This is a genomic window from Streptomyces sp. Ag109_G2-15, from assembly GCF_900215565.1.
Lineage (GTDB): Bacteria > Actinomycetota > Actinomycetes > Streptomycetales > Streptomycetaceae > Streptomyces > Streptomyces diastatochromogenes.
On the sequence record NZ_OCNI01000002.1, the window covers coordinates 286,092 to 308,127 of the forward strand.

General features: G+C 68.8%; 27 protein-coding genes and 3 pseudogenes. 20 read left to right on the top strand and 10 right to left on the bottom strand.

What is annotated here, in order from left to right:
- The first annotated feature begins 169 nt into the window (after window positions 1–169).
- The 3 genes and pseudogenes from CRP49_RS37810 to CRP49_RS37820 all read left to right on the top strand — a co-directional run bounded on the left by CRP49_RS37810 (window position 170) and on the right by CRP49_RS37820 (window position 3,103).
- Window positions 170–1,147: an aldo/keto reductase gene (locus CRP49_RS37810; protein WP_097257934.1), complete on the top strand. Its 978-nt coding sequence runs from the start codon at window positions 170–172 to the stop codon at window positions 1,145–1,147.
- A gap of 45 nt (window positions 1,148–1,192) precedes the next feature.
- Window positions 1,193–2,222 (top strand): annotated as a pseudogene (locus tag CRP49_RS37815) (zinc-binding dehydrogenase).
- Between the two features lie 29 nt (window positions 2,223–2,251).
- On the top strand, window positions 2,252–3,103 hold the full coding sequence (locus CRP49_RS37820; RefSeq protein ID WP_097257935.1) for an aldo/keto reductase: 852 nt from the start codon (window positions 2,252–2,254) through the stop codon (window positions 3,101–3,103).
- Between the two features lie 264 nt (window positions 3,104–3,367).
- Here CRP49_RS37820 and CRP49_RS37825 read toward each other — a convergent pair whose 3' ends face one another.
- Window positions 3,368–3,763 carry a hypothetical protein gene (locus CRP49_RS37825; RefSeq protein ID WP_097257936.1) on the bottom strand — a complete coding sequence of 132 codons (396 nt, stop codon included), beginning with the start codon at window positions 3,761–3,763 and terminating at the stop codon, window positions 3,368–3,370.
- Window positions 3,764–4,086: 323 nt separating this feature from the next.
- Complete coding sequence (locus CRP49_RS37830) at window positions 4,087–4,920, bottom strand: ANTAR domain-containing protein (RefSeq protein WP_257033760.1); 834 nt, start codon at window positions 4,918–4,920, stop codon at window positions 4,087–4,089.
- A gap of 129 nt (window positions 4,921–5,049) precedes the next feature.
- Here CRP49_RS37830 and CRP49_RS37835 point away from each other — a divergent pair, with 129 nt between their 5' ends.
- Both CRP49_RS37835 and CRP49_RS37840 read left to right on the top strand, forming a co-directional pair.
- Entirely contained in the window at window positions 5,050–5,382 is a 333-nt protein-coding gene (locus CRP49_RS37835) for a helix-turn-helix domain-containing protein (protein WP_097257937.1), read from the top strand.
- Between the two features lie 29 nt (window positions 5,383–5,411).
- Window positions 5,412–5,595, top strand: a pseudogene (locus tag CRP49_RS37840) (VOC family protein); the annotation flags it as partial.
- Between the two features lie 714 nt (window positions 5,596–6,309).
- Here the strand turns inward: CRP49_RS37840 and CRP49_RS37845 are convergent.
- Window positions 6,310–7,398, bottom strand: a complete 1,089-nt coding sequence (locus tag CRP49_RS37845) for a glutamate--cysteine ligase (RefSeq protein ID WP_097259239.1) — start codon at window positions 7,396–7,398, stop codon at window positions 6,310–6,312.
- A gap of 370 nt (window positions 7,399–7,768) precedes the next feature.
- Between CRP49_RS37845 and CRP49_RS49425 the strand changes: the two genes are divergently transcribed.
- Both CRP49_RS49425 and ligD read left to right on the top strand, forming a co-directional pair.
- Window positions 7,769–8,059 carry a hypothetical protein gene (locus tag CRP49_RS49425; RefSeq protein WP_373560443.1) on the top strand — a complete coding sequence of 97 codons (291 nt, stop codon included), beginning with the start codon at window positions 7,769–7,771 and terminating at the stop codon, window positions 8,057–8,059.
- A complete protein-coding gene (ligD, locus tag CRP49_RS37855; RefSeq protein WP_143670088.1) occupies window positions 7,945–8,877 on the top strand; it encodes a non-homologous end-joining DNA ligase in 933 nt (310 codons plus the stop codon). The genes CRP49_RS49425 and ligD overlap by 115 nt, the downstream gene beginning before the upstream one ends.
- Before the next feature lie 40 nt (window positions 8,878–8,917).
- On the opposite strand, the gene CRP49_RS37860 is transcribed toward ligD, so the two are convergent.
- Together CRP49_RS37860 and CRP49_RS47230 are read right to left on the bottom strand one after the other, a co-directional pair.
- A complete protein-coding gene (locus CRP49_RS37860) occupies window positions 8,918–9,913 on the bottom strand; it encodes an SRPBCC family protein (protein WP_097257940.1) in 996 nt (331 codons plus the stop codon).
- 3 nt (window positions 9,914–9,916) lie between these two features.
- Complete coding sequence (locus CRP49_RS47230; protein WP_179851973.1) at window positions 9,917–10,972, bottom strand: histone protein; 1,056 nt, start codon at window positions 10,970–10,972, stop codon at window positions 9,917–9,919.
- A 145-nt stretch (window positions 10,973–11,117) separates the two neighbouring features.
- Here CRP49_RS47230 and CRP49_RS37875 point away from each other — a divergent pair, with 145 nt between their 5' ends.
- The 8 genes from CRP49_RS37875 to CRP49_RS37910 all read left to right on the top strand — a co-directional run bounded on the left by CRP49_RS37875 (window position 11,118) and on the right by CRP49_RS37910 (window position 14,910).
- Window positions 11,118–11,480 (top strand): gas vesicle protein, encoded by a 363-nt coding sequence (locus CRP49_RS37875; protein WP_097257941.1) that lies wholly within the window; start codon window positions 11,118–11,120, stop codon window positions 11,478–11,480.
- Between the two features lie 31 nt (window positions 11,481–11,511).
- Complete coding sequence (locus CRP49_RS37880) at window positions 11,512–12,006, top strand: gas vesicle structural protein GvpA (protein ID WP_097257942.1); 495 nt, start codon at window positions 11,512–11,514, stop codon at window positions 12,004–12,006.
- Between the two features lie 2 nt (window positions 12,007–12,008).
- Entirely contained in the window at window positions 12,009–12,722 is a 714-nt protein-coding gene (locus CRP49_RS37885; RefSeq protein ID WP_097257943.1) for a GvpL/GvpF family gas vesicle protein, read from the top strand.
- 11 nt (window positions 12,723–12,733) lie between these two features.
- Window positions 12,734–12,988 carry a gas vesicle protein GvpG gene (locus CRP49_RS37890; RefSeq protein ID WP_097257944.1) on the top strand — a complete coding sequence of 85 codons (255 nt, stop codon included), beginning with the start codon at window positions 12,734–12,736 and terminating at the stop codon, window positions 12,986–12,988.
- A 69-nt stretch (window positions 12,989–13,057) separates the two neighbouring features.
- Window positions 13,058–13,441, top strand: a complete 384-nt coding sequence (gvpJ, locus tag CRP49_RS37895; protein ID WP_097259240.1) for a gas vesicle protein — start codon at window positions 13,058–13,060, stop codon at window positions 13,439–13,441.
- Window positions 13,434–14,258: a GvpL/GvpF family gas vesicle protein gene (locus CRP49_RS37900; protein ID WP_097257945.1), complete on the top strand. Its 825-nt coding sequence runs from the start codon at window positions 13,434–13,436 to the stop codon at window positions 14,256–14,258. The genes gvpJ and CRP49_RS37900 overlap by 8 nt, the downstream gene beginning before the upstream one ends.
- Window positions 14,255–14,488, top strand: a complete 234-nt coding sequence (locus tag CRP49_RS37905) for a gas vesicle protein (protein ID WP_094222803.1) — start codon at window positions 14,255–14,257, stop codon at window positions 14,486–14,488. The genes CRP49_RS37900 and CRP49_RS37905 overlap by 4 nt, the downstream gene beginning before the upstream one ends.
- Window positions 14,485–14,910, top strand: a complete 426-nt coding sequence (locus CRP49_RS37910) for a gas vesicle protein K (protein ID WP_097257946.1) — start codon at window positions 14,485–14,487, stop codon at window positions 14,908–14,910. Before CRP49_RS37905 ends, CRP49_RS37910 begins: the two co-directional genes overlap by 4 nt.
- Before the next feature lie 142 nt (window positions 14,911–15,052).
- Here the strand turns inward: CRP49_RS37910 and CRP49_RS37915 are convergent, their stop codons facing one another.
- The gene (locus tag CRP49_RS37915; protein ID WP_097257947.1) at window positions 15,053–16,018 is read right to left on the bottom strand and encodes an LLM class F420-dependent oxidoreductase; all 966 of its coding nucleotides are present in this window, start codon (window positions 16,016–16,018) and stop codon (window positions 15,053–15,055) included.
- 123 nt (window positions 16,019–16,141) lie between these two features.
- On the opposite strand from CRP49_RS37915, the gene CRP49_RS37920 reads away from it, so the two are divergent.
- Window positions 16,142–16,315: a CsbD family protein gene (locus CRP49_RS37920; protein WP_097257948.1), complete on the top strand. Its 174-nt coding sequence runs from the start codon at window positions 16,142–16,144 to the stop codon at window positions 16,313–16,315.
- Window positions 16,316–16,498: 183 nt separating this feature from the next.
- A pseudogene (locus CRP49_RS48555) lies at window positions 16,499–16,717 on the top strand (hypothetical protein); the annotation flags it as partial.
- Window positions 16,718–16,991: 274 nt separating this feature from the next.
- Here CRP49_RS48555 and CRP49_RS37930 read toward each other — a convergent pair.
- From CRP49_RS37930 to CRP49_RS37940, 3 genes are all read right to left on the bottom strand, one after another.
- Entirely contained in the window at window positions 16,992–17,723 is a 732-nt protein-coding gene (locus tag CRP49_RS37930; RefSeq protein ID WP_097257949.1) for a UdgX family uracil-DNA binding protein, read from the bottom strand.
- Window positions 17,724–17,981: 258 nt separating this feature from the next.
- Window positions 17,982–18,410: a cyclic nucleotide-binding/CBS domain-containing protein gene (locus CRP49_RS37935; RefSeq protein WP_097257950.1), complete on the bottom strand. Its 429-nt coding sequence runs from the start codon at window positions 18,408–18,410 to the stop codon at window positions 17,982–17,984.
- 413 nt (window positions 18,411–18,823) lie between these two features.
- Window positions 18,824–19,270: a hypothetical protein gene (locus CRP49_RS37940; RefSeq protein ID WP_097257951.1), complete on the bottom strand. Its 447-nt coding sequence runs from the start codon at window positions 19,268–19,270 to the stop codon at window positions 18,824–18,826.
- Window positions 19,271–19,649: 379 nt separating this feature from the next.
- Here CRP49_RS37940 and CRP49_RS37945 point away from each other — a divergent pair, with 379 nt between their 5' ends.
- Window positions 19,650–20,018: an STAS domain-containing protein gene (locus CRP49_RS37945; protein WP_097257952.1), complete on the top strand. Its 369-nt coding sequence runs from the start codon at window positions 19,650–19,652 to the stop codon at window positions 20,016–20,018.
- Window positions 20,019–20,047: 29 nt separating this feature from the next.
- Entirely contained in the window at window positions 20,048–20,533 is a 486-nt protein-coding gene (locus CRP49_RS37950; RefSeq protein WP_097257953.1) for an ATP-binding protein, read from the top strand.
- On the opposite strand, the gene CRP49_RS37955 is transcribed toward CRP49_RS37950, so the two are convergent.
- Window positions 20,466–21,380: a SigB/SigF/SigG family RNA polymerase sigma factor gene (locus CRP49_RS37955; RefSeq protein WP_097257954.1), complete on the bottom strand. Its 915-nt coding sequence runs from the start codon at window positions 21,378–21,380 to the stop codon at window positions 20,466–20,468. The two genes, CRP49_RS37950 and CRP49_RS37955, sit on opposite strands and share 68 nt — an antisense overlap.
- Before the next feature lie 156 nt (window positions 21,381–21,536).
- On the opposite strand from CRP49_RS37955, the gene CRP49_RS37960 reads away from it, so the two are divergent.
- Window positions 21,537–21,989 (top strand): ATP-binding protein, encoded by a 453-nt coding sequence (locus tag CRP49_RS37960; protein ID WP_097257955.1) that lies wholly within the window; start codon window positions 21,537–21,539, stop codon window positions 21,987–21,989.
- Window positions 21,990–22,036 lie beyond the last annotated feature (47 nt).

A 22,036-nucleotide genomic window follows, 5' to 3' on the forward strand; every position in this document is an offset into this window, starting at 1 on the left:
ATTACCCCTGAAGAGCCCGCCCTGCCACACCGGAGGAATCCGGGCGAAGGTGAATGAGCAAGATGCCGGCACCACCCTCGCTGCCGTCCAGGCCACGACAGGCACCGCCTGACGGCCTGGGCGAGAGTGGCGAAGGGGCCCGGCAGCACCACGAGCCGGAGAGGGCGAGATGCGGTACATCAAGCTGCGTGACCTGGAGGTTTCCCGGATCGGTCTGGGCGCTATGGGCATGTCCCACGGCTACACCGGCTCCGGTACCGATGAGGCGGAGTCGATCAGGACCGTGCACCGGGCGCTGGAGCTGGGCGTCACGCTCATCGACACCGCCGAGATCTACGGCCCCTACGCCAACGAGGAGTTGCTCGGGCGGGCGCTGAAGGGCCGCCGGGACAAGGTGGTGCTGGCCACCAAGTTCGGCCTGGTCTCACACGCCGGTGACGGCGCGTGGAACCTGGACTCCACCCCGGCGAACATCCGCACCGCGGTCGAGGGCTCACTGAAGCGGCTGGGTACCGACCACATCGACCTGTACTACCAGCACCGGGTGGATCCGAGCACGCCGATCGAGGAGACCGCCGGCGCCGTGGGCGAGCTGATTACCGAGGGTAAGGTGCGCGCTTTCGGCCTGTCCGAGGCCGGTCCGGACACGATCCGCCGGGCCCATGCCGTGCAGCCGGTCACCGCGGTGCAGTCGGAGTACTCGCTGTGGACCCGCGGCATCGAGGAGCGCGTTCTGCCCGTCCTGCGGGAGCTGAACATCGGCCTGGTGCCGTTCTCTCCGCTGGGCCGTGGCTTCCTGACCGGCACCGTCCGCTCCACCGACCAGTTCGACGAGGACGACTTCCGCCGCGACAACCCCCGCTTCACCGGGGAGAACTTCCAGCGCAACCTGGCGCTCGCCGACGAGGTCAAGGCCCTGGCCGCCGAGGTCGGCGCGACACCGGCGCAGGTCGCGCTGGCCTGGCTGCTCGCCCAGGGCGACGACATCGCCCCGATCCCCGGCACCAAGCGGGTGACCCGGGTCGAGGAGAACACCGCCGCCGATGCAGTCACGCTCACCGCCGAGCAGCTGCACCAGCTCAGCAGCCTGCCGCCTGCCGCCGGCGACACCCACACCGAAGCCCAGGCGCAGATGCTCGAACGCTGATCACCCGCACCGCCCAGCACACCTCCGTTTGGAGTAGTACCCCTGATGCGTGCAGCAGTGATGTACGGAGCCGGCGACGTCCGCGTCGAGTACCGGCCCGACCCGAAGATCGTGGATTCGACCGACGCGGTGGTGCGCACGCTGGCCGCGTGCGTGTGCGGCAGCGACCTGTGGCCCTACCAGTCGATGCCAGCCACTGACACCGGCCGCCCCATGGGGCACGAGTTCCTCGGCGTCGTCGAGGAGACCGGCGCGGACGTGACCGGCCTCAAGGCGGGCGACCTGGTCGTCGCGCCGTTCACCTACAGCGACAACACCTGCGACTACTGCACCAAGGGCCTGCACATCTCGTGCCGCAACGGCGGCCGGTACGGCTTCGACGCTGTAGACGGCGGGCAGGGCGAAGCCGTCCGAGTCCCGTACGCGGACGGCACCCTGGTGAAGCTGCCGGTAGCCGCCGACTCCGAGCTGCTGCCTTCGCTGCTGGCCCTGTCGGACGTGATGACCACCGGCCACCACGGAGCCGTCACAGCCCGCGTCGGCCGCGGGGACGCGGTGCTCGTCGTCGGCGACGGCGCGGTCGGTCTGTGCGCGGTGATCGCCGCGAAAAGGCTCGGTGCCGAGCGAATCGTGCTGGCCGGCCGCCACGAGGTGCGCACCACCCTGGGCCGCGACTTCGGCGCCACCGACGTGGTCGCCGAGCGCGGCGAGGAGGGCATCGCACGCATCCGCGAGTTGACCGGCGGCGTGGACAAGGTCATCGAGGCCGTCGGCACCCGCCAGGCCCTCGACACCGCGCTCGGCGCGGTTCTGAACGGCGGCACCATCAGTCGCCTGGGCGTCCCCCAAGTACGAGCAGGGGTCGATCGGCCCTGCCGAGTTCATGCGCAACATCACCCTGACCGGCGGCGCGAGCCCCGCCCGCGCCTATATCCCGGAACTGCTGGCCGACGTCCTGGACGGCACCATCGCTCCCGGCCGCGTCTTCGACCGCACCTTCACCCTCGACCGGACGCCAAACGCCTATCGGGCCATGGCCGACCGCCAGGTCCTCAAGGCCCTCATCCGCCCCTGACCACCCGCACTGCGAAGGACATTCCGCTCATGCAGACCGTCACTCTCAACAACGGTGTCGAGATGCCGCTCCTCGGCTTCGGCGTCTACCAGATTCCCGCCGAGGACACCGAGCGCGCCGTCTCCGAGGCCCTGGGCGCCGGCTACCGCCTGCTGGACACCGCCGCCGCCTACGGCAACGAAGAAGCCGTAGGCCGCGCCATCAAGTCCAGCGGCATCGCGCGCGAGGAGCTGTTCGTCACGACCAAGCTGTGGGTCCAGGACGCCCCCACCGAGGACAACACCCGCCGCGCGTTCGAGACGTCCCTGAACAAGCTGGGCCTGGACCACCTCGACCTGTACCTGATGCACCAGCCCTTCGGCGACGTCTACGGCCAGTGGCGTGCCATGGAGGCGCTCAACCGCGAGGGTGTGGCCAAGGCGGTCGGTGTCGCCAACTTCTACCCCGACCGGCTGATCGACCTGATCGTCAACAGCGAGATCACCCCGGCCGTCAACCAGATCGAGACCCACCCCTTCTTCCAGCGCGCCGAGTACCAGGACCTCATGCGCGAGCACGGGGTGCAGATCCAGTCCTGGGGCGGCTTCGCCGAGGGCAAGAACGACCTGTTTACCAACCCGCTGCTTGCCGAGATCGGCAAGGAGTTCGACAAGTCCGTCGCCCAGGTCGTCCTGCGCTGGCTGACCCAGCGCGGCGTCGTCGCCATCCCCAAGTCGGTGCGGGCCGAGCGCATGGCCGAGAACATCGACGTCTTCGACTTCCGGCTCACCGATGAGCAGATGGCCGCCATCGCCACCCTCGACACGGGCAGCTCCCTGTTCTTCGACCACCACGACCCAAAGATGGTCACCTGGCTCGCCAAGCGCCGCCTGGACGCCTGACCCGAACCCGCCACCCCAGGGGCGAACGGCCGCAGAGTCGGCCGTTCGCCCCTTCCGCTGCCAGATCCCTCGCGAAGGGCCTATCTGTGAACCAGCAGGACCGCTCTTCAGCCCGGCGTCACGCGGGGCCCGGTGCAGGGTCGGCAGCATACGGGCCCTGGCGTCCTGGTTGCTCGGCCCTTGGTCGGAGGCCGACGTGGTGTTCGGGATCCGCGCGACCGCGCACTTCAACAGGGGGCGAGCGCCCTGTCCACCGCCTGCCGCTCATCCTTCGTCCGCTCCCGGGCCGTCTACAGGAGGACCGACGCCCAGGCACCAGCGCGCCGCGGCCTCAAGTTGCAACAGGTTCAGCCCGGTTTCCCTGACCAGCTGTTCATTGCTCAATCCCACGTGATGCCGCTGCATCACCTGATCAATCTTCGCCACCCACAGCTCCTCGGTCACGAAGGGCCGCTCGCGAAACTGCCGCTGGAGCTCAGCCAGATGATCCACACAGCAGGAGGTCACCATTCGGTTGCCGTCCTGCTGCGGGTCGACAGGGTGGGCGAACGACGAGTCCCTCACCTGCCCATGGACAGCCTGCCCAGGGGCTATAGAGGCTCGGCAGAGATCACAGAACGCACGAGGCCCAGCATCCTCAACCAGCGGGTCGCCGTCCATCACTCGCTCCTGTCGGCGCGGCCGTGATCAACCTGTCGAGATGCGCACAAGACCCGGAATCCAACCGGGCGTTGCGCCCCTGGCGGCTTGACGCACGACAGCCATCGGCCGTCCGTCAGCCATACCTGAAGCGGCGATGAGCTCCGGTAGCTGCCCGCGCTGCCCGTCCGCAGCCCGTTCGGGAAGCCCGAGGGCCGGCCATCGTCGGATTCGATACGTCCTGCGCGCCGCCGCTCACACGTCCGGGCGCCTTGAGGCCGGGCACCGCCAGGCAAGTGCGGCAGGTGCAGCGAGGGGCCGGACCCTGTGCGGCTACTTCTGGGTCATGCCTCGTCTGGTGAAGTCGTCGCACGGCCATCATCGCCGTCCTCCTGGACAGACTGTTGCAACGGCTTCTCATCGGCAGGTGCATGGCCGGCGGGAAGAGAGGCGACAGCCGCGCGCACCTGCTGCTGGACTGCCGCGGAGAGCGCCTGGCCCTGAACCGTAGTCACCAGTTCCTCGGCGACCACGGCGAGTTTGGTGTTCGTGCTCTGGGAGACCTCGACCAGCACATGCCAGGCGTCCTGGGCTCTGAGGCCGAACGTGGCCATCAGGATCCCCGTGGCCTGGTCGATGACCGGACGCGTCTGCATGGCCCGACGCAGCTGTTCGACCTCCGTACGCAGGTCCTCGTCACCGTCCAGGGCTTCCTCCTCGTGTGCTGCGGTCGGCGGCGTGGGCGCGCATGCCGACTGGCTCAAGGCCCGGTGCTCAAGCGTGAACAGCGGCCACGTGCCCGTCACGCTCAGCAGGCGCTGCACCTGACGGCTGGCAGCCTGGATGGTCACAGTTTTGCCTGCCGGCAGGGCGCGGTGCCGCGCGGCCAGGAAGCAGTTCAAGCCGGTGCAATCGCAGAACGTTGTCCCGCTCATGTCGAGATCCACACCGTAGGTGCTCCGCGTGACGGCGTCCCGCAACGCGGCTTCGAGTGCCGCTTGCGCGCTCAAGTCGATCTCGCCGCGAATCGTCACGCACACGCGCCCCCCGTGGGGCGAGGCGTCGATCAGGAGACCCTGCGGTGCTGCATCCGCTCCGGCAGGCGATTGCATCACCGATCGCCTGCTCCCCATCTCCACCTCCCTGGCCTGCTGCCGGGGAAGCTTTCTTCTCAACATGGCCGCCTCCTCCGTGGCGCCCACTGATTCCGCATTCAGGTTCGACTCGCCGACTGTAGCCTGTCAAGTAATACCGGAAATTTGTTTCATCCTTTTGGACGCGTGAAACAGACGTCCTACCCTGGAAGCATGGGAGAAGTACCGGAGCCACACACGGGGTGGACGTTCCTCACCAACCACGCCCGGGTCCTGGCCGCGATCGCGACCAATCACCGGAGCCGCGTCCGCGACATTGCCGCACACTGCCGGCTCACCGAACGCGCGGTCCAGAAGATCATTTCCGACCTGGAGGCGGACGGTTACCTCACCCACGACCGCGAAGGTCGGTCCAACACGTACAAAATCCAGCCGGGAACCATCCTGCGCCACCCGGCCGAGGCGGACCTGACCGTGGCGGATCTGCTCTCCCTCCTGGTCCAGCACGACGTCAAGCACACCGAAGCAGCCGACAGAACCGGATGACAGCCCGACTCGGCTGACCCACGGGGCTTCTCGTGCTCGGTCGCGAGGACGACGGCACGCCGGAGATCGGGCCACGCGAAGGGTTCGGTGGGGAAATCCCGGCCGCACATCGACGTCAACGCCACCGACCGCGATCAGGACGCCGAACGCGAACGCCTTCAGAAGCTCGGTGCGCGCCCGGCCGACATCGGCCATACACGGCAGGAGCAGTGGCTACGGCTCCTGCCGGGCGGTGCATGCGCTGTTCCGGCGACACCGACGTCCCCGGCGCCTACCCTGCCGCTGATCGTCCAGCACTCCCCCGGGATCCCCTACCTGGCGGCGTACGTCCACTACAGCGGCCGGCACTCCACGGACGCCCCGGGCAGTGTGCGGATCGAGGCCGAGATCGGCGTATGGCCCCTGACCAGGGTCACACCGGGGCACCGGCTCGAAAGCCTCTTCGGCGGACGCATGGCCGCGCACGACCGGTCCCTGCTGGCGGCCTTCCTCGCCGAGTGCGCCCACGACGGAGCATCGGCCGAAGGCCTTGCCCCCGCCGTGTCGGCTCTGCAGCGCGGCCAGATCAAAGCCCTCTTCCTCAACCACCACCCCGAGTCGCCGCTCCGCCTGTGGGCCGGCCCGGAACCCGGCCAACTCGCCCTCACCGAACAGGAACTGCGCTCCTACGGCGTCCAGGACGTCCGCGAGGAGCGCGCCGACGCGGTCCTCACCCGCGCCCTGGTCGGCACCCGGGCCGAGCTGGTCCTGGTGCCCGAGCAGCAGGTGAGACTGCACGAGGGCGTGGGCGTACTGCTCCGCCACACCGAACCGGAACCCCGCGTGTGACCGCACGACGTGCGCGACGCCGTGGGGCCGTGCCCGAGGGCAGGGCCTTGTACTGTTCGGGCACCGAGCGGTACTCGCCCCGATGTCTCACCGAGTCGCTCACTCCTGGGTGTGCCGTATGCACTCGGTGACGACGTTGCGCAGGCTGCCCGTGCGCTCCATGAGCAGACGCTGCTCGCGGGCTCCGTTGCCGCGGTGCAGCAGTCGGGCCACAGCCTCCTCGACCAAGGCCGCATCCCCACTGCCGGTCAGTGCGTCTCCGGTGTGCCCCAGCAACGAGCGCACCACGTCCGGGGCGGGCCGGGGCCGCATGGTCGCGGGGTCGAGCAGTTCCTGGCCCAGACCCGACCGGGCAGCCTGCCAGGCGGCAAGCCTCAGCAGGCAGACACCGTGGTCGGGCGGTGGTGTGCCCGCCCGCCAGTCTCGCGCCGCCGTCTCGACCAGGGCCCGGGAGAGTGTGGCGACCAGGACGGCGGTATCCGCGCGCAGACACACGTCCGCCACCCGGATCTCCACCGTCGGGTAACGCGCGGACAGCCGCGCGTCGAAGTACGCCATCCGCTCGTCCAGGATGACCCCCGTGGCCACCATGTCCGACACCCACCGGTGGTACCGCTCGGCCGAGCCGAACAGCTCCGTAGGCCCCGCCGACGGCCAGCGCTCCCAAACCCGGCTGCGGTAGGCGGCGTAGCCGGTGTCCCGGCCCTGACAGAACGGCGAGTTGGCGCTGAGCGCCAGGAGCACCGGAAGCCACGGCCGGAGCCGGTCGAGGACGGCGACGCCCTCCTCGTCGGACTCCACCGAAACATGCACATGGCAGCCGCACACGAGCTGGTCCTGGGTGGTGATCCCGTACCGCCGGGCCATCCACTCGTAGCGCTCGTTCACGCTGATCGACGGGCTGGCCGGCAGCGGGGAAGTGGCGAGCGCGGCGACCGCGCACCCGAACTCGCCGGCGAGCCGCGCCGCCTCCTTGCGGCAGCGCACGATCTCGGCGCCGAGGTCCGCCATGTCCGCCTGCGGATGCGTGGCGAACTCCAGCATCTGCCCGAACAGCTCCTTCTGGAACACGTCCTGTCCGGGATCGTCCTGGGTGGCACGGGCGAGGACGGCGGCCGACAGCGACTTCGGCTCCCCGCTGTCCGGGTCGACCAGAAGGAGTTCCTCCTCCACTCCGACAGTGCGCACCACCTGATACCGCCCTCCTCTCCGTGCCACTCGGGGTCGTCCGGCGCCCCACGGGCAGTCGCAGGTCTGTACAACCCCCGACTGCCCCCGGGAGAGCCGTCGACACCTGCGGACTCGCGGCTGGGGAGCCCTCCGGGCCGCCACGCTGAGGGTGCTCACTCGTCGATCGCCCCCGGTTCCGTCGGCTCGGGTCGCTGCCCGCATCCAACCTGGTCCGGCGGGTACTCGGAGGGGGCCGCTGCTGCCTGTCCTTCCGGTGGAAGAGGTGGATCCGGATGCCCGTCCCCGACCGGTCGCTGCCGTTGCGCACCCGCAGCAACGCCGCTCGACGAAGTGGCTGAAGTTCAAGTGCAGCCGACGGCAGGAGCTGGTGATCGGCGGCTTCACCGGCCCCGGGGGCAGCCGTACCGGCTTCGGTGCGCTGCGGGTCGGTTACTACGAGAGACAACGGCTCTTCCACGCGGGAAAGGTCGGCACCGGCTACGACCGCAGGACTCTGGAGGAATTGCGCGCAGGCATGGACCGTCTGAAGACGAGGAGGTACTCATGGGTGCCAGGGCGAAGACCGGAGACGAGGTGCGTGTCGGCGGCCGCAGCGTGCCGTTGTCCCATCCGGACAAGGAACTGTTCCCGGACGATGGAATCACCAAGGCCGAACTGATCGACTACTACCGGACCGTGGCGCGCCCGATGCTCACCCATCTCAAGGACCGGCCCCTGATGATGGAACGCCACCCCGACGGCTACAAGGGAAAGTCCTTCTTCCACAAGGACGTTCCCGATTACTTCCCGGACTGGATTCATACCGTGCGGGTGCCCAAGGAGGGCGGCAGCCTCACCATGGTGGTCTGTGACGGCACCGCCACCCTCGTCTACCTCGCCAACCAGGCGTGCATCACGCCGCATCCGTGGCTGAGCCCCGCGGACTGCCTGCACTGCCCCGACCGGCTCGTCTTCGACCTCGACCCTCCCGGAGACACGAGCGACGGCTTCGAGACCGTCCGGTGGGCCGCACGTCAGTTGGGCGATCTGCTCACCGAACTGGGGCTGCGTCCCGCGCTGATGACAACGGGATCACGCGGCCTGCACCTGCTGGTCCCGCTCGACCGGCGCACGGACTTCGACACCGCACGGCACTTCGCCCGGCGCGTCGCCGACCTGCTCGCCGCTCGGCACAGCGACCGGCTGACCACCGAGCCGCGCAAGAACAAGCGCCGGGGGCGTCTCTACCTGGACACCCAACGCAACGCCTACGCCCAGACCTCGGTCGCCCCCTACGCCGTACGCGCCCGCCCGCACGCTCCGGTCGCCACCCCGCTGGACTGGGAGGAACTCGACGACCCGCAACTGGGCCCGCGGAAGTGGACACTGCGCAGCCTCCCCGAACGCCTGGACAAGTACGGAGACCCCTGGAAGGGCCTGGGCCGCTGCCGACGCTCCCTCGCCAGGGCGGAACGGCGCCTCGACGACCTGGCATGACCTGCCCCGGACCGTAGGGGGTGACCACCTCTCTGCGGTCTCACGCCTCCTCGTTCTCGTCTTCGTCCTCGTATTCCGTTTCGTCCTCCGGGTATTCGCCTTCTTCGGCTTCCTCGCCTTCCTCGCCTTCCTCGCCTTCCTCGCCTTCCTCGGCTTCCTCGCCTTCCTCGGCTTCCTCGCCTTCTTCGCCTTCCTCCGGTTCTTCTTCCTCGTACTCGGCATCCTCCTCCTCTAGCGCCTCCTCGTGGGTGCGCACCACTTCGCCGTCGCGGATCTCCCCGCGCCACCCGTCGGCGGCCTCGTCGGAGAGGGTGACGTATCGCTGGAAGTGCTTCGCATCGAGGCGCAGTCGGCGTCCCTGGGCACGCCAGAGGTTGCCGGTCTTCTCGAAGAGGCCGGAGGGGTAGTACTCGACGACGATCACGATGTGCGTGAGTGTGGGCGTCAGTTCGTGGAAGGTGACGCAGCCGCGGGTGCTGCCCTTGGCGCCGTCCGAGGTCCACATGATCCGCTCGTCCGGGATCTGTTCCTGGATGGTGGCCTTCCAGGAACGGGAGGAAGGCCCGACCTTCACTTTCCAGTCGCTGCTGGTCTCGTCCCCCTGGGACACACTGCGCACGCCTTTGGTGAAGGAGCTGAACTTCTCGAACCGGGTCCAGTGGTCGTAGGCGACGCGGACGGGGACGCCTACATCGAGGTGTTCGATGATGTTCGTGACCTTGGGATTGCCGGACTTGCGGCCCTTGCCACCACCGAACAGGTCCGCAGCCTTTTCGGTCACGCTGTCCTTGATGCTCTTCGCCTTCTCGCCGATCAGGGCTTTGATGGGTGAATCGCCCTGGAGGACGTGCGCGCCGACCTTCGGGAGAACGCCCCCGCCCTCGGCTACGTCCAGCAACTGGTCGGTGAGATCCTCCACTTTGTCGCCTGCCACGTCCGCGAGATGCTCCATCTGGGCGCCGAGGTAGTCGACGAGTTCGTCGCGCAACCGGTCGAGGCCGGAGAGCTCTTCTGTTTTCTGTGCCGTCCTGGCCATGGCCTACCTCCGCCGTGTGGACGCCTTCTTGGCCGTCGTCTTCTTCGCGGCAGTCTTCTTGGGCGCGGTCTTCCTGGGGGCAGTCTTCTTCGCAGCGGCCTTCCTTGCCGGTGCCGCGCTCTTCTTCGCAGCGGCCTTCCTTGCCGGTGCCGCGCTCTTCTTCGCAGCGGCCTTCCTTGCCGGTGCCGCGCTCTTCTTCGCAGCGGCCTTCCTTGCCGGTGCCGCGCTCTTCTTCGCAGCGGCCTTCCTTGCCGGTGCCGCGCTCTTCTTCGCAGCGGCCTTCCTTGCCGGTGCCGCGCTCTTCTTCGCAGCGGCCTTCTTCGCCGGCTGTGCCTTCCTGGCGGTGGTCTTGCGGGCTGTCGTTGTGCGCGACGCGGGCCGCGCGGAAGGACGCTTGGCTGTGCGCCGGCGCCTGGGGGGCTCCTCCTCCGACTCCTTCCTCGCACCTTGAGCCCGGCGGGTGGGGCGCCTGTGCCTGGATGTGGCCTTCTTCGCCCCCGGCTCCTCTTCCTCCTCCAATTCCTCAGTCTCCTCCGGCTCTTCCTCCTCTTCCTCTTCGGGCTCTTCCTCTTCCTCTTCGCGCTCTTCCTGTTCCTCTTCGGGCTCTTCCTCTTCGGGCTCTTCTTCTTCCTCTTCGGGCTCTTCGGGCTCTTCCTCTTCCTCTTCGGGCTCCTCTTCCTCGTCCTCGGGCTCTGCCTCTTCCTCCTCCGGTTCGTACTCCTCCTCTTCCTCTTCCTCTTCCTTCTCGCTGCCGATACGGGTGGTCCGTTCGTGCAAGGCGTCCGCGAGGTCTGTGAGTTTGCGGTCGGCCGCGGCGGCGAGAGCCTTGCGGCCCGCGTCCTTGAATTCGCCGCGCAGTTGGTCGTTGAGGTCGGCGACCTGCGGCAGCTCCTGAAGCTTGCGGAGCCCTTCGGTGAGCAGTTGCTGGGGCTCGAGGCCGAAACGGCGGCCCGCGAGATAGGTGGCCACTCCGAAGGCGAGTCGCCCCTTCTTCGCACGGCCGAGGACGTAGCCACCGGCGACCGCGGCAGCGAGAGTGATTTTCGTCGTATCGTTCATCGGTCATTCCCTCCGGCGAGCCGCTGCGCGCTCGCACGGCGGCGCGGCCGCCGGTGGCCCGTCGCGGCGCACTCATAAGGTGCATATGGTGAAATAGTACGTTTGAGTGACATGTAAGCGCTGCCCCAGCGACGGAGTTGGAAACATGGCCGCGTCAGAAAAGGACGGCACGGGGAGTGGCAGGCGACCCTCCCACGGTGACGACACCGCACGCCGCGTGCGCAGAGGCAGGGCATCGAAGCCCGGCAAGCACTCGGCGGCATGGGCCATGCGAACTGCCGCAGAGCAGCTCGAGGAACTCCTCGGACGTGCCCCCGAGTCGGTGTCGGCAATAAAACCGACCGAGGAGGGGTGGGAGGCGGATGTGGAGGTACTCGAACTGGAGCGGGTCCCCGAGACCACCAGCGTCCTGGGCACCTACCACGTGACGCTGGACGAGGAGGGTGACTTGCTGGCGTACGAACGGATCCGCCGCTACACACGCGGTCAGATCGACCGGCGCCGCTGACACACACAAGGGGGTGGTGAAGGGAGGCGCCATGACCGTGGTGCCGCAGAGCGGAGGCAGCATCTCGCGCGGAAGCACGAGCAGCCTGTACGACGTCCTGGATCTGATCCTCGACCGCGGTCTCGTCATCGACGTCTTCGTCCGCGTGTCCCTCGTCGGCATCGAGATACTCAAGATCGATGCCCGCATCGTCGTCGCCAGTGTGGACACCTACCTCAGCTTCGCCGAGGCCTGCAACCGCCTCGATCTCGAAACCGGTAGCAAGCAGCCCACGCAGCTCACCGACCTCGTCGGCGAGATCACCGAAGGCGGTGCCGAGGGCAAGTCCAAAGGAGCCCTGACCGGCGCCGTCGAGGCTGTCAAGGACACCCTGACCGGCGACGACGCGGAAGAGGAGGGCGAGGACGAGGAGGAGTACGAGGAGAACGGGGAAGACGAGCAGGAGGAACCCGAGTACGAGGAGGAGCCCAGGCAGCAGCGCCGCCGCCGACCGGCCGGACGGACTTCCCGGCGGCAGAGGGAGTGACCATGGCCGTCTACGTCTACTCCATCACCTCGAAGGACCATCCGATGCGGCTGGACGACGTGCATGGCGTCGGCGATCCTCCCAGCCCGCTGCGTACGGTGACCGCCGGAGTGCTGTGTGCGGTGGTCAGTGACGCGCCCGAGGACCTGCGCCCCAGGCGCCGCGACGTCCTGGCGCACCAACAGGTCCAGGAGCGGCTGATGGCCGACGGAGCGGTGCTGCCGCTGCGGTTCGGCATGACGGCCGAGAACGACGAAGTCGTTCGCGCAGCCCTGGAAGAAAGCGCTGACACGTACCAGGAACAGCTGCAGAACCTGAAGGGCGCCACCGAGTACAACCTGAAGGTCTCCTGGGAGGAGGCGGCACTGCTGCGCCGGATCCTGCTGGAATCGGAGGAGGCCCGCAAACTCAACGCCGCCACACGCGACGGCTCCGGTACCCCCGAGATGTCGCTGGCGCTCGGCGAACTGGTCGCGCAGGAAGCCGAGGTGCGGCAGCAGGCACTCGCCGCGGGCATCGTGGAGGCCCTGCGCCCGTACGTACGCGACGAGAGCCTGACGTCACCCGGTGGCCACGACTTCCTCAACATCTCCTTCCTGGTCCAGCAGGACAAGGAGGAGATGTTCCTGGCGACGGAGATCAGCTTGGCCAACCAACTGGGCGAGGAGTGCGATTTCCGGTTGAGCGGACCGCTGCCCCCGTACAGTTTCGTCTGAGAGGCGCGCTCATGGGCCTGCTAACCCAGATCCTCACCTTTCCGCTGGCGCCCGTGCGGGGCGTGGGCTGGGTCGCCGACCGGGTGAAGGAAGCCGCTGAGCGGGAGTACTACGACCCCGAGCCCGTGGAGCGTGAACTCGCCTCGCTGGAGCGAGCACTGCTCGAGGGCCGCATCGACCAGAAGACCTTCGACGAGCACGAGGACCGGCTCCTCGACCGCCTGGAGGAGATCGCGGCCTACCGGCGGGGCGACACCGCTCCCTGAGCTGGAATCGAGGTGCCCGCCGTGCCGGAACCGGCTCCCGACCGACTGAGTTCGTACCCGTCCCGGGCCATGTCCCCGTACGGCTACGGACAGGGCTCCTCGGCGAACCTGGCCGACATCCTGGAGCGCGTCCTGGACAAGGGGATCGTCATCGCGGGGGACATCCGGATCAATCTCCTCGACATCGAGCTGCTCACCATCAGGCTCCGGCTCATCGTGGCCTCCGTCGACAAGGCCAGGGAGATGGGAATCGACTGGTGGGAGCACGATCCGGCGCTGTCCTCCCGCGCCGGCGAGCGCGCACTGGCCGAGGAGAACAGGCGGCTCCACGCAGAGATCGAGGCGCTGAAGCAGGAGCGGGAGCTGTCGCCGGGCAAGGATCAGCGCACCGCCGGCCGGCGCACCACCTCGCGATCTTCCAGCAGGCGCAGGAGCGGAGCGGCTGATGACTGAGCCGGTCACCTACGCCTATGCCGTGCTCCGCGACATCGAGGGACTCGCCGCGGCCCTGGACGGCGTGGCAGGCGTGGCCGGGGCGCCGGTCCGCCTGGTGCGGGCGAGTCCCGGGAACGAGCTCGCCGCCGCCGTCAGCTCGGTGCCCGCCCAGGACTTCCGGGAGATGGCACTGCGGCGCCACCTCGAGGACCTGGACTGGCTGGAGGCCGTCGCCCGCGCTCACCACACCGTGATCGACGCCCTGGCCGCGCACACCACCGTACTGCCGCTGCGGCTCGCCACGGTGTACCTGGACGACAGACGCGTGGAGACGATGCTGCGCGCGGACGCGCAGCAGTTCTCGCAGGCCGTGCGGCGACTTGCCGGTCACCTCGAATGGGGCGTCAAGATCTACGTGGACCGGCAGCCGGACGTGCAGGTCACCAGCGAGGCGAGCGCGACCGCCACCTCCGAGGGACTCAGCCCCGGCCGGGCCTACCTGCGCGCCCGTCGTGTCCAACGCCACTCGCGCGACGAGTCCTACCGGGCCGCCCGGCAGGCCGCCGAACACGTCGAGGCGATCGGCCGCGACATGGCGGCCGGTCACGCCCGGCACCGGCTGCAGCAAGGGGAACTCGCGACCGGCGCCGGGGAGAACGTCGTCAACGACGCCTATCTCCTCGCGCACGAGACGGCGGCGGAATTCCGCGCGCGGGTCCTCGAGGCCGCCCGGGGACTGCCCGGCGTGCGCATCGACGTCACCGGGCCCTGGGCGCCGTACTCCTTCGCCGTCCCCTTCGGCGCGGAGGGCCCGGCACCGGACTCGGCGCCATGACCGGCGTAGAGCGGCCGCCGGGGGCCGACCCGCTGGAACAGCGCCAGGTGGCCCTCATCGACCTGCTCGACCGTCTGCTGAGCGGCGGCGTCGTCCTTACCGGCGATGTGGTGCTGTCGATCGCCGACATCGACCTGGTCCGTATCTCCCTGCGGGCGCTGATCGTCTCCGTGAGCGCCCGGAACCCGTCACCGTGGGAGACCTCGACACGCCCCGAGGACGAGCCGTGACGGGCGCAGCCGACGGCCGACGCCCCGATCCACCCGACCGCCTTGGCGAGATCGCCGAAGCGGCCGCCCGGGCGTTCCGGCTGCTGCCCGCCGTACCGGACGACATCACGCCGGCCGGACGGCCGGAGCCGCAGCACCCCGCCCGCCGCATCCGCACCGATCCCGACACGGTCGAACGCGACCTGATCAGGCTGGTCCTCACTCTGGTCGAGCTGCTGCGGCAGCTCATGGAGCGGCAGGCGCTGCACCGCGTCGACCAGGGCGACCTCACCGAGGAGGAGGAAGAGCGTCTGGGCACCACGCTGATGATCCTCCACGACCGCATGAGCGATCTGTGCGCCCGCTACGGCCTGGCCATGGAGGACCTCAATCTGGACCTCGGCCCGCTCGGCACGCTCCTGCCGCCCGATCAGGCCGACTGACGGTGGCGACGGGGGGAAGGTGTTCGCCTTCGGTCCGCCACGTGCCTGCTCCTCACCCCGACGCACGGTGTGGGACCTGCGCAGCCGTCCGGTCCTGTGCCTACGCTGCCGGGCGCGCGGTGGCTGATCACCCGCGCCCGGGTCAGAGCTCGCGCAGCGCGGGGAGCAGCGTCTTCTCCGCCCAGTCGAGGTAGGGCAATTGTGAGGCCCCGCCGACCTGGACGAGGGCGATCTCGGAGAAACCCGCCTCGACATAGGGGCGCACAGCTGCGGCGAACACCTCCGGGTCGTCCCCGCACGGGATCGAGTCCGCCACATCCTCCTTGCGCACGTACATACTTGCGGAGGCAAAGGCCGCTGTCCCGGGCAGCTCGGCGTTCACCTTCCAGCCGCCGCCGAACCAGCGGAACTGCTCATGTGCCCGCCGTACGGCTTCATCGCGGTCCGGGTCGTGGCAGACCGGCAGCTGACCTACGCGCGGTTTGCCGGCACCGCCGTTCTCGTCGAAGGCGGTGACGAGGTTCGCGTCCGGCTCGACCGCGATCATCAGGTCGGCGAGAAGGCCCGCCAGCTCGCAGGACTGCGGCCCGGAGACCGCCACGCCGATGGGCGGCGGGCTGTCGGGCAGGTCCCAGAGCCTGGCCGACTCCACGTCGAAGTGCCTGCCGTGGTGGTTGACGTAACCGCCGTCGAAGAGCGCACGAATGATCTCGATCGCCTCGGCGAGCATCTCCTGGCGCACGTCGGCGGCGGGCCAACCACCACCCACGACATGCTCGTTGAGGTTCTCTCCCGAGCCCAGACCCAACCGGAACCGGCCGCCGGACAGCAGCTGCATCGTCGCAGCCTTCTGTGCGACGACTGCGGGGTGGTAACGCATCGTCGGGCACGTCACGTAGGTCATCAGGGGAATCCGCGAGGTGGCCTGCGCGGCTGCGCCGAGCACGCTCCAGGCGTACGGCGAGTGCCCCTGCTCATCCAACCACGGAAAGTAGTGGTCCGACGTCACGGAGAAGTCGAATCCGGCTTCCTCGGCCCGGACGACATGCGTCACCAGGTCTTGCGGACCAGCCTGCTCGGTCATCATCGTGTATCCGAATCGCACCATGGGCCGACTCCTTTTCATCGGGCCGCACAAACCCTGAAAGCCGCGGGCGTGTTTTCCCGCCCGCCTCGGGTACCCGGAGTGGGTGGCCGCGAACGCTGCACGCGGTGAGGAGAGTGAACGACAATGGCCAAGAACCAAAAGGCCAAGGCCAAGATGGAGCAGACCAAGGGCAAGGCCAAGGCGACTGTCGGCCGCGCCGTAGGCAACGAGAAGTTGGCCGTAGAGGGACAGGCCGAGAAATCGAAGGGCGATGCGCGCCAGGCGAAGGAGAAGGCGAAGGACGTCTTCAAGCACTGACGTTCCAGCTCTCAGCGGGATCCCGATCCTCACGCCACCGGGATCCCGCTTTTCTATCCCCTCAGGGTGTGGCGTCGTACCGATGCCGGCACTCTGATCGCTGTTTCCTCCGCGATGCCGGGGTACCCGATGCCGATGGCCGAGTCACCCGATGCGTGCCGGTACGAGCACTGGAGGCCGATCATGAGCGAGAGGGCCGGCGACCGACCCGGACGGAGCGATGGGCTGGCCGCCGCTCTGCACGACGAGGCCGACGCCGAGGTCCGCTTCGATCCGGGCACCAGGGGCGCCTACTCCACGGATGGCTCCAACTACCGGCAGGTGCCGATCGGCGTGGTGGTTCCACACGGTGTCGAGGCCGGTGCCCACGCGATACAGGTGTGTGCACGGCAGGGCGGAGGCGATGGCGTCCAGCTTGCGCTGGATGGCGCGTTCGGCCCGTAGCTCCGAGTTCTTCAGCAGGGCGAGCAGGAGCAGCGTCACGGCCGTCATGCAGTCCCCGGCGAACACCTGCCACTCCGTGCCAAACCCGGCGGCATGGACGATCACCATCCGTGCGACCAGCGCCAGGCAGAACATGAAGAACAGGGGGAGCTGGTGAACCTCGACGCGGTCTCCGCGAGCCGTTCGAACCCCCGGCGCCGGTCGCCGCCCCGGTCGGCGGGATGCGGGAAGGTCATCGGCCGTCACCTCTCCGGGCGCGCCCGTCGCCGTCCGCGAGGACGTCTGCCACGAGGCGCAGATCGGCGACGAGGCCGTCGTAGACCGCCGCACGGTCGGTGGCGCGCAGCACGGCGGAGGGATGGATCGTCGCCACCAGCCCGCGGGGCCCTTCGTCGGCCTCGCCCGTGCCGTCTCCGTCCCCGCTAGTGTCGAGGCCCGGCCAGGGCAGCAGGGCGCCACGCTGCTCGGTCACCCGGAATGCGGAGCCGAGCAGGGCTTTGCCCGCCGTCGCACCGAGCGCGACGACCACCTGCGGTGACACGACCCGCAGCTCGGCCACGAGCCAGGGCCGGCAGGCCGTGATCTCGCGCAGGGTCGGAGCCTTGTGGATGCGGCGTTTACCGCGTTCGGGGACCGTGAACTTGAAGTGCTTGACCGCGTTGGTGACATAGACCCGTTCCGGATCGATGCCTGCATCCACGAGGGCTCGCCTCAGTACCTTGCCCGCGGGGCCGACGAAGGGTCTGCCCTGCCGGTCCTCCTGGTCCCCAGGCTGCTCACCGAGGAGCAGGACGCGGGCGTCCGTGTCGCCCTCGCCGAACACCGTCTGGGTCGCCTCCTGGTACAGCGGGCAGCCATGGCACCGCGCTGCCGCCTTCCGCAGCCCGGGCAGTCTCGCGCGCCGCGCCGGGAGGAAGGGCGTCGCGTCATGGCCCTGGCCCTCCCGGACCTTCACCACGCCCATGGCCGTTCCTCCTTCTGCGTGAGGTCCGTACAGGTCACCCCGTGGGAGCCGCTCGGTCCGAGTACCCGCACGAAGCGGGGTACTAGTGGGGTGCGCCAGACTGGCGAAGTCCCGGGGTACGCGGTGGCGTCCACGCCGGTCAGCTCCCCGAGCTTGCAGGCGCGGTCGGCCGTGCGCTGCCAGTCCTTCCCCGTCGTCCTCGTTTCCTGTTGTCCTGGTGCTCCAGGGGGCCGCTGGTCACTCCCGGCTCGCTCCTCGTCATTCCCCGGGTCCCGCGCCGCCGTGGAGATCCGGCGTCGGCGCCACCGTAGGCGCCGAAGTCGCCTTGATGGCCGGGTCGTCGAGGCAAACGAGACCCACGGGTTCACCGTGGTCGATCACCGCGACACGCCGAGCCGACCGCTCACGCATCGTCCGTGCGGCGTGCGCGATGTCTTCGTCCGCCTGAACAGTGATCAGATCCCCGGACACCGCTCGGGCCACGGGCATCTGCCGAGGGTCGGCCCCGTCCGCGACAGCTCCGACCAGGTCGCGATCGCTGACCAACCCCATCAGATCGCCGCCGTCCATGACCAGGACGAGGTCGACCCCCTCGTCGCGCATCACCTGGGTCACCGACGTCACCGACGCCTGCGCATCCACGGTCGTCGGAGCATCGGTCATGACGTCGCGCACATTCCTGGCCATTTCGATCCCCTTCCGGGCTCGGGCCCGGCGCTGTCACCGCGCCCGTCCGCCGGGTACCCCACACCACCCGCTTCACCGGGTGCTCACCCATCGGTGTGTCCGGCACTGCACACCGTCAGTGGGCTACAACCGCGCTACGGCACTGCCGCAGCCGCGCGGCTCTCAGACCTGAAGCAGCTGGTTGAAGAACGTACGGTAACGCCGAAGCGCGACACGGAGCCCTTCGGTCGGCTGTTCGCCCTCTTCGGCCCGTGCGGGCTCCGGAGTCGCCTCGCCCGGGTAGACGGCCGGTGACTCACCGGACACGTGTTCCGGTTCGGTTCGGGCCAGGTCCTCCGTCGTCAGTTCGGTGTCCGACGCGTTTCTCGCATTGTCGCGGGGTTTCCTCTCAGTTCACTTCGTTTCCTGCGGTCTCAAGCCGCGTCATGCCTCGTGGTCCCGTGGTGACGGGATTCGCTCCCGGGGTTGCCGAGCAACTCCCGGAAAAGGGTGCGGTAATGCACTATCGCGCCGCGCAACTCCTCCGTGGTCGCGCCGCCGCGCCCGCTGCGGAGACCGACGTCGTGCGCGGCACGGTACTGCTCCAGGGTGGTGGCATGCTCGACGGAGAGGTCCTTGATCCGTTGCTCGAAGTCCTCCACGGGGTAGCCGCGGTCCCTCATGACCCGAGTGACCAGACGGTCCGCTTCCCCGACGCTCTCGTTGGGCCTGTCGACAAAATGCTGTTCCAGGCGATTCCACTCCTCGGCGTACCGTTCGCGATCCTCCCGGGAAAGCGTTCTGATGTCGAGGTCGTCGTACCGCTTCTCACGCGAGCGCAACTCGCGTTCACCGGCCAGCCGGCCGTTCCCGGAACTCACGGCCCACGATCAGCGTTTCAGTGGTGGTCATCAGAACCTCCTCGTCATCCGGGTTCCGGAAACTCACCTCGGCTGCGTCAGTGGGCAGCCGCTCGCGGCGAGCGGGACGTCGTGCATGTTCCCTGCGTACGGGGCATGCGCGGAGCGGGCCAGGGCGCTGTTCGCCAGCGGGCCAGTTCAACGCCGCGTTGGCGGCGGCCGTCTTCTCAGCTCACGCGGTGACTCGGAGCGCACGGGACCCTTCGCAACGCCGAATAATGGGGTATAGCACGACTATCTGGGCATATCCCCCTTACGGGGAATCCTGCCCGTTCTCGGGTGCCGGGAGGAGGTGCGCGTTGCCGTGGATGCTGAACAGCGGGCAACGAACCATCGCGCGATGGGCGCAGGCCAAGGCGATCGGCTCGTCGTGGAGACGCTGCCCGAGACCCGGACGGACACAGTCGTACTGGTCATGACAGGCGAGGTGGACCACGACTCGGCAGGGCCCCTGAAGGAGGCGTTGGAGGAGGGAATCGGAGCAGGGCGGATCATTGCCGACTGCTCCGGGCTGCGGTTCTGCGACTCGACCGGCCTGAACGTCCTGCTCAAGGCCCGGTTGCGCATGCTCCACCACGGAGGGCGCCTGGATCTCGCCGGGCTGCGCCCGCCGGTGGACCGCATGTTCGAGATCACAGGCGCTCACAACGTCTTCCGGGTGTTCCAGGACGTCGAGGCTGCGCTCACGGACAGCCAGGCAGGCACGTGACGCACGGCGGTCGGAGCCGCGGAGGGATCATGACGACGAAAGGCGCCGACCACGAGCAGGTCAGACGGCTCGTCCTGCGCGGCACGAGCGGGGCGGTGACACGCTGCCGTGACTTCACCGCGGCGGCGCTGGCCGAGTGGGGCTGGCTCCCGGCCGAAACGCCGGAGATACGCGAACGGGCCGAGGATGTGCTGCTGCTGGTGTCGGAGGTGGTCACCAACGCCTGTCTGCACGCCGGAGGCCCGCAGGAGCTGGTCCTCCGGCACGCCGGCGGACGGCTCCGCGTGGAGGTGTCCGACGCCAGCCCCGAGCATCCACATGCTCAGGCGCACCGCTCGCCCGCACTCCCCGGGGGACACGGCCTCATGGTCCTCGACCGGCTGTCCGGCGCGTGGGGATCGGAGGCCAAGCCGAATCTCGCCCGTGGAAAGGTCGTATGGGTGGAGGTCACCCGCCCGCCCGGGCCGGCGTCTCTCCGCGCGCGGCGGGACCGTCGTCGACCAAGCCCGCTCTGAGCTCGCCCAGGATCCGTCTCAGCAGACGCGAGACGTGCATCTGCGACAGTCCGAGGCGTTCACCGATCTGCTTCTGGGTGAGCTCCTCACCGAAGCGCAGCGACAGGACGAGGCGATCCCGTTCATCCAGCCGCCCGATCAACGGCTTGAGTGACTCGAAGGCCTCGACGAGCTCGTACGACGGCTCCGATGTGGCCAGATGGCGTGTCATGAGACGCAGCGCGTCGGTGTCGTCGTCCTCGACCGGCGCGTCCAGGGAGCGGGCGGCATACCCGTTCGCCGCGCGTTCGCCCTCGGCCACACACTCCTCGGTGACATGCATCTGGGCGGCGAGCTCGCCACGGCTGGGCCGGTGCCCCAGCCGCTGTTCCAGACGATCGGCGGTCTTCGCCATGTCGATCCGCATTTCCTGGAGTCGTCGGGGCACTCTGACGGCCCAGGTGGTGTCTCGGAAAAATCGCTTCATCTCGCCGACGATCGTCGGCAGGGCGAACGCCGAGAATTCGATGTCGCGGTCGACATCGAAACGGTTGATGGCCTTGATCAGGCCGATCGTGCCGACCTGGATGATGTCCTCCGCCTCCTCGGCGTGGTCCCTGAACCTTCGGGCGGCGAACTTGACGAGACTGAGATTCAGTTCGACCAAGGTGTTGCGCACGTAGGAGTACTCGGGGGTGCCCTCCTCGAGGTCGCGCAGGCGGACGAAGAGGGCCACCGAGAGGGACCGTGCGTCATCCGTCGAGACCTCGGTGGGCCGCGTGATCTCGGGCAGTCCGGCAAGCGCCTCGCGCCGCATGACGGCTCCCGCGTCATGGCCGGAGGTGACGGACGTCTGGGTGGTGGACATGAGTTCCTTCGACGGTGGCGGTGGGCCTGCGCCGCGGTGCCTGCGGTGGGGTCCGTCGGTTGAGCGTCTTGTAAAGATTCTTCCCTTTTAAGATGCTTTAACACGGTATGCCCTTCACGATGGTTTGACACGTGCGGCATCGGAAAGCCGCAGCGCATGGCCAGGGCCGAGACGCAGCCGACCGGCGGCCACTCGTGGCGCTACGAACTCACGACGGGACACGGAGTGGTCGCTCAGTGCCGCGCCTTCACGCAACAGGCACTGCTCGAGTGGTTCGGGAGCGCCGGCGCGCCCGGCCGGAAAGCCGCCGACGACGCCGTGCTGCTGGTGTCGGAGGTGGTCACGAACGCCTGCACGCACGGGGGCCTCCCGTCCGAACTGAAACTCACGGCAACCGAGCGGGCACTGTGGGTGCAGGTCAGCGACAACACCCGGGAGGCTCCTCGTCCGCACGGCCGACATCACGCCGCTCGCGCCTCGGGGCACGGGCTGTATCTCGTCCAGCGGCTCGCGGCGCGCTCGGGTTGCGTACTCCGCCGTCATGGCGGCAAGACCGTCTGGTTCGAGGTGGACATCGTCCCGGAAGCTGAAGCTCCGGACCGGTCCTAGAGTGGAAGCGCGGTGTGCGCGGCCGCATCCCGGCCCGGACCACTCCC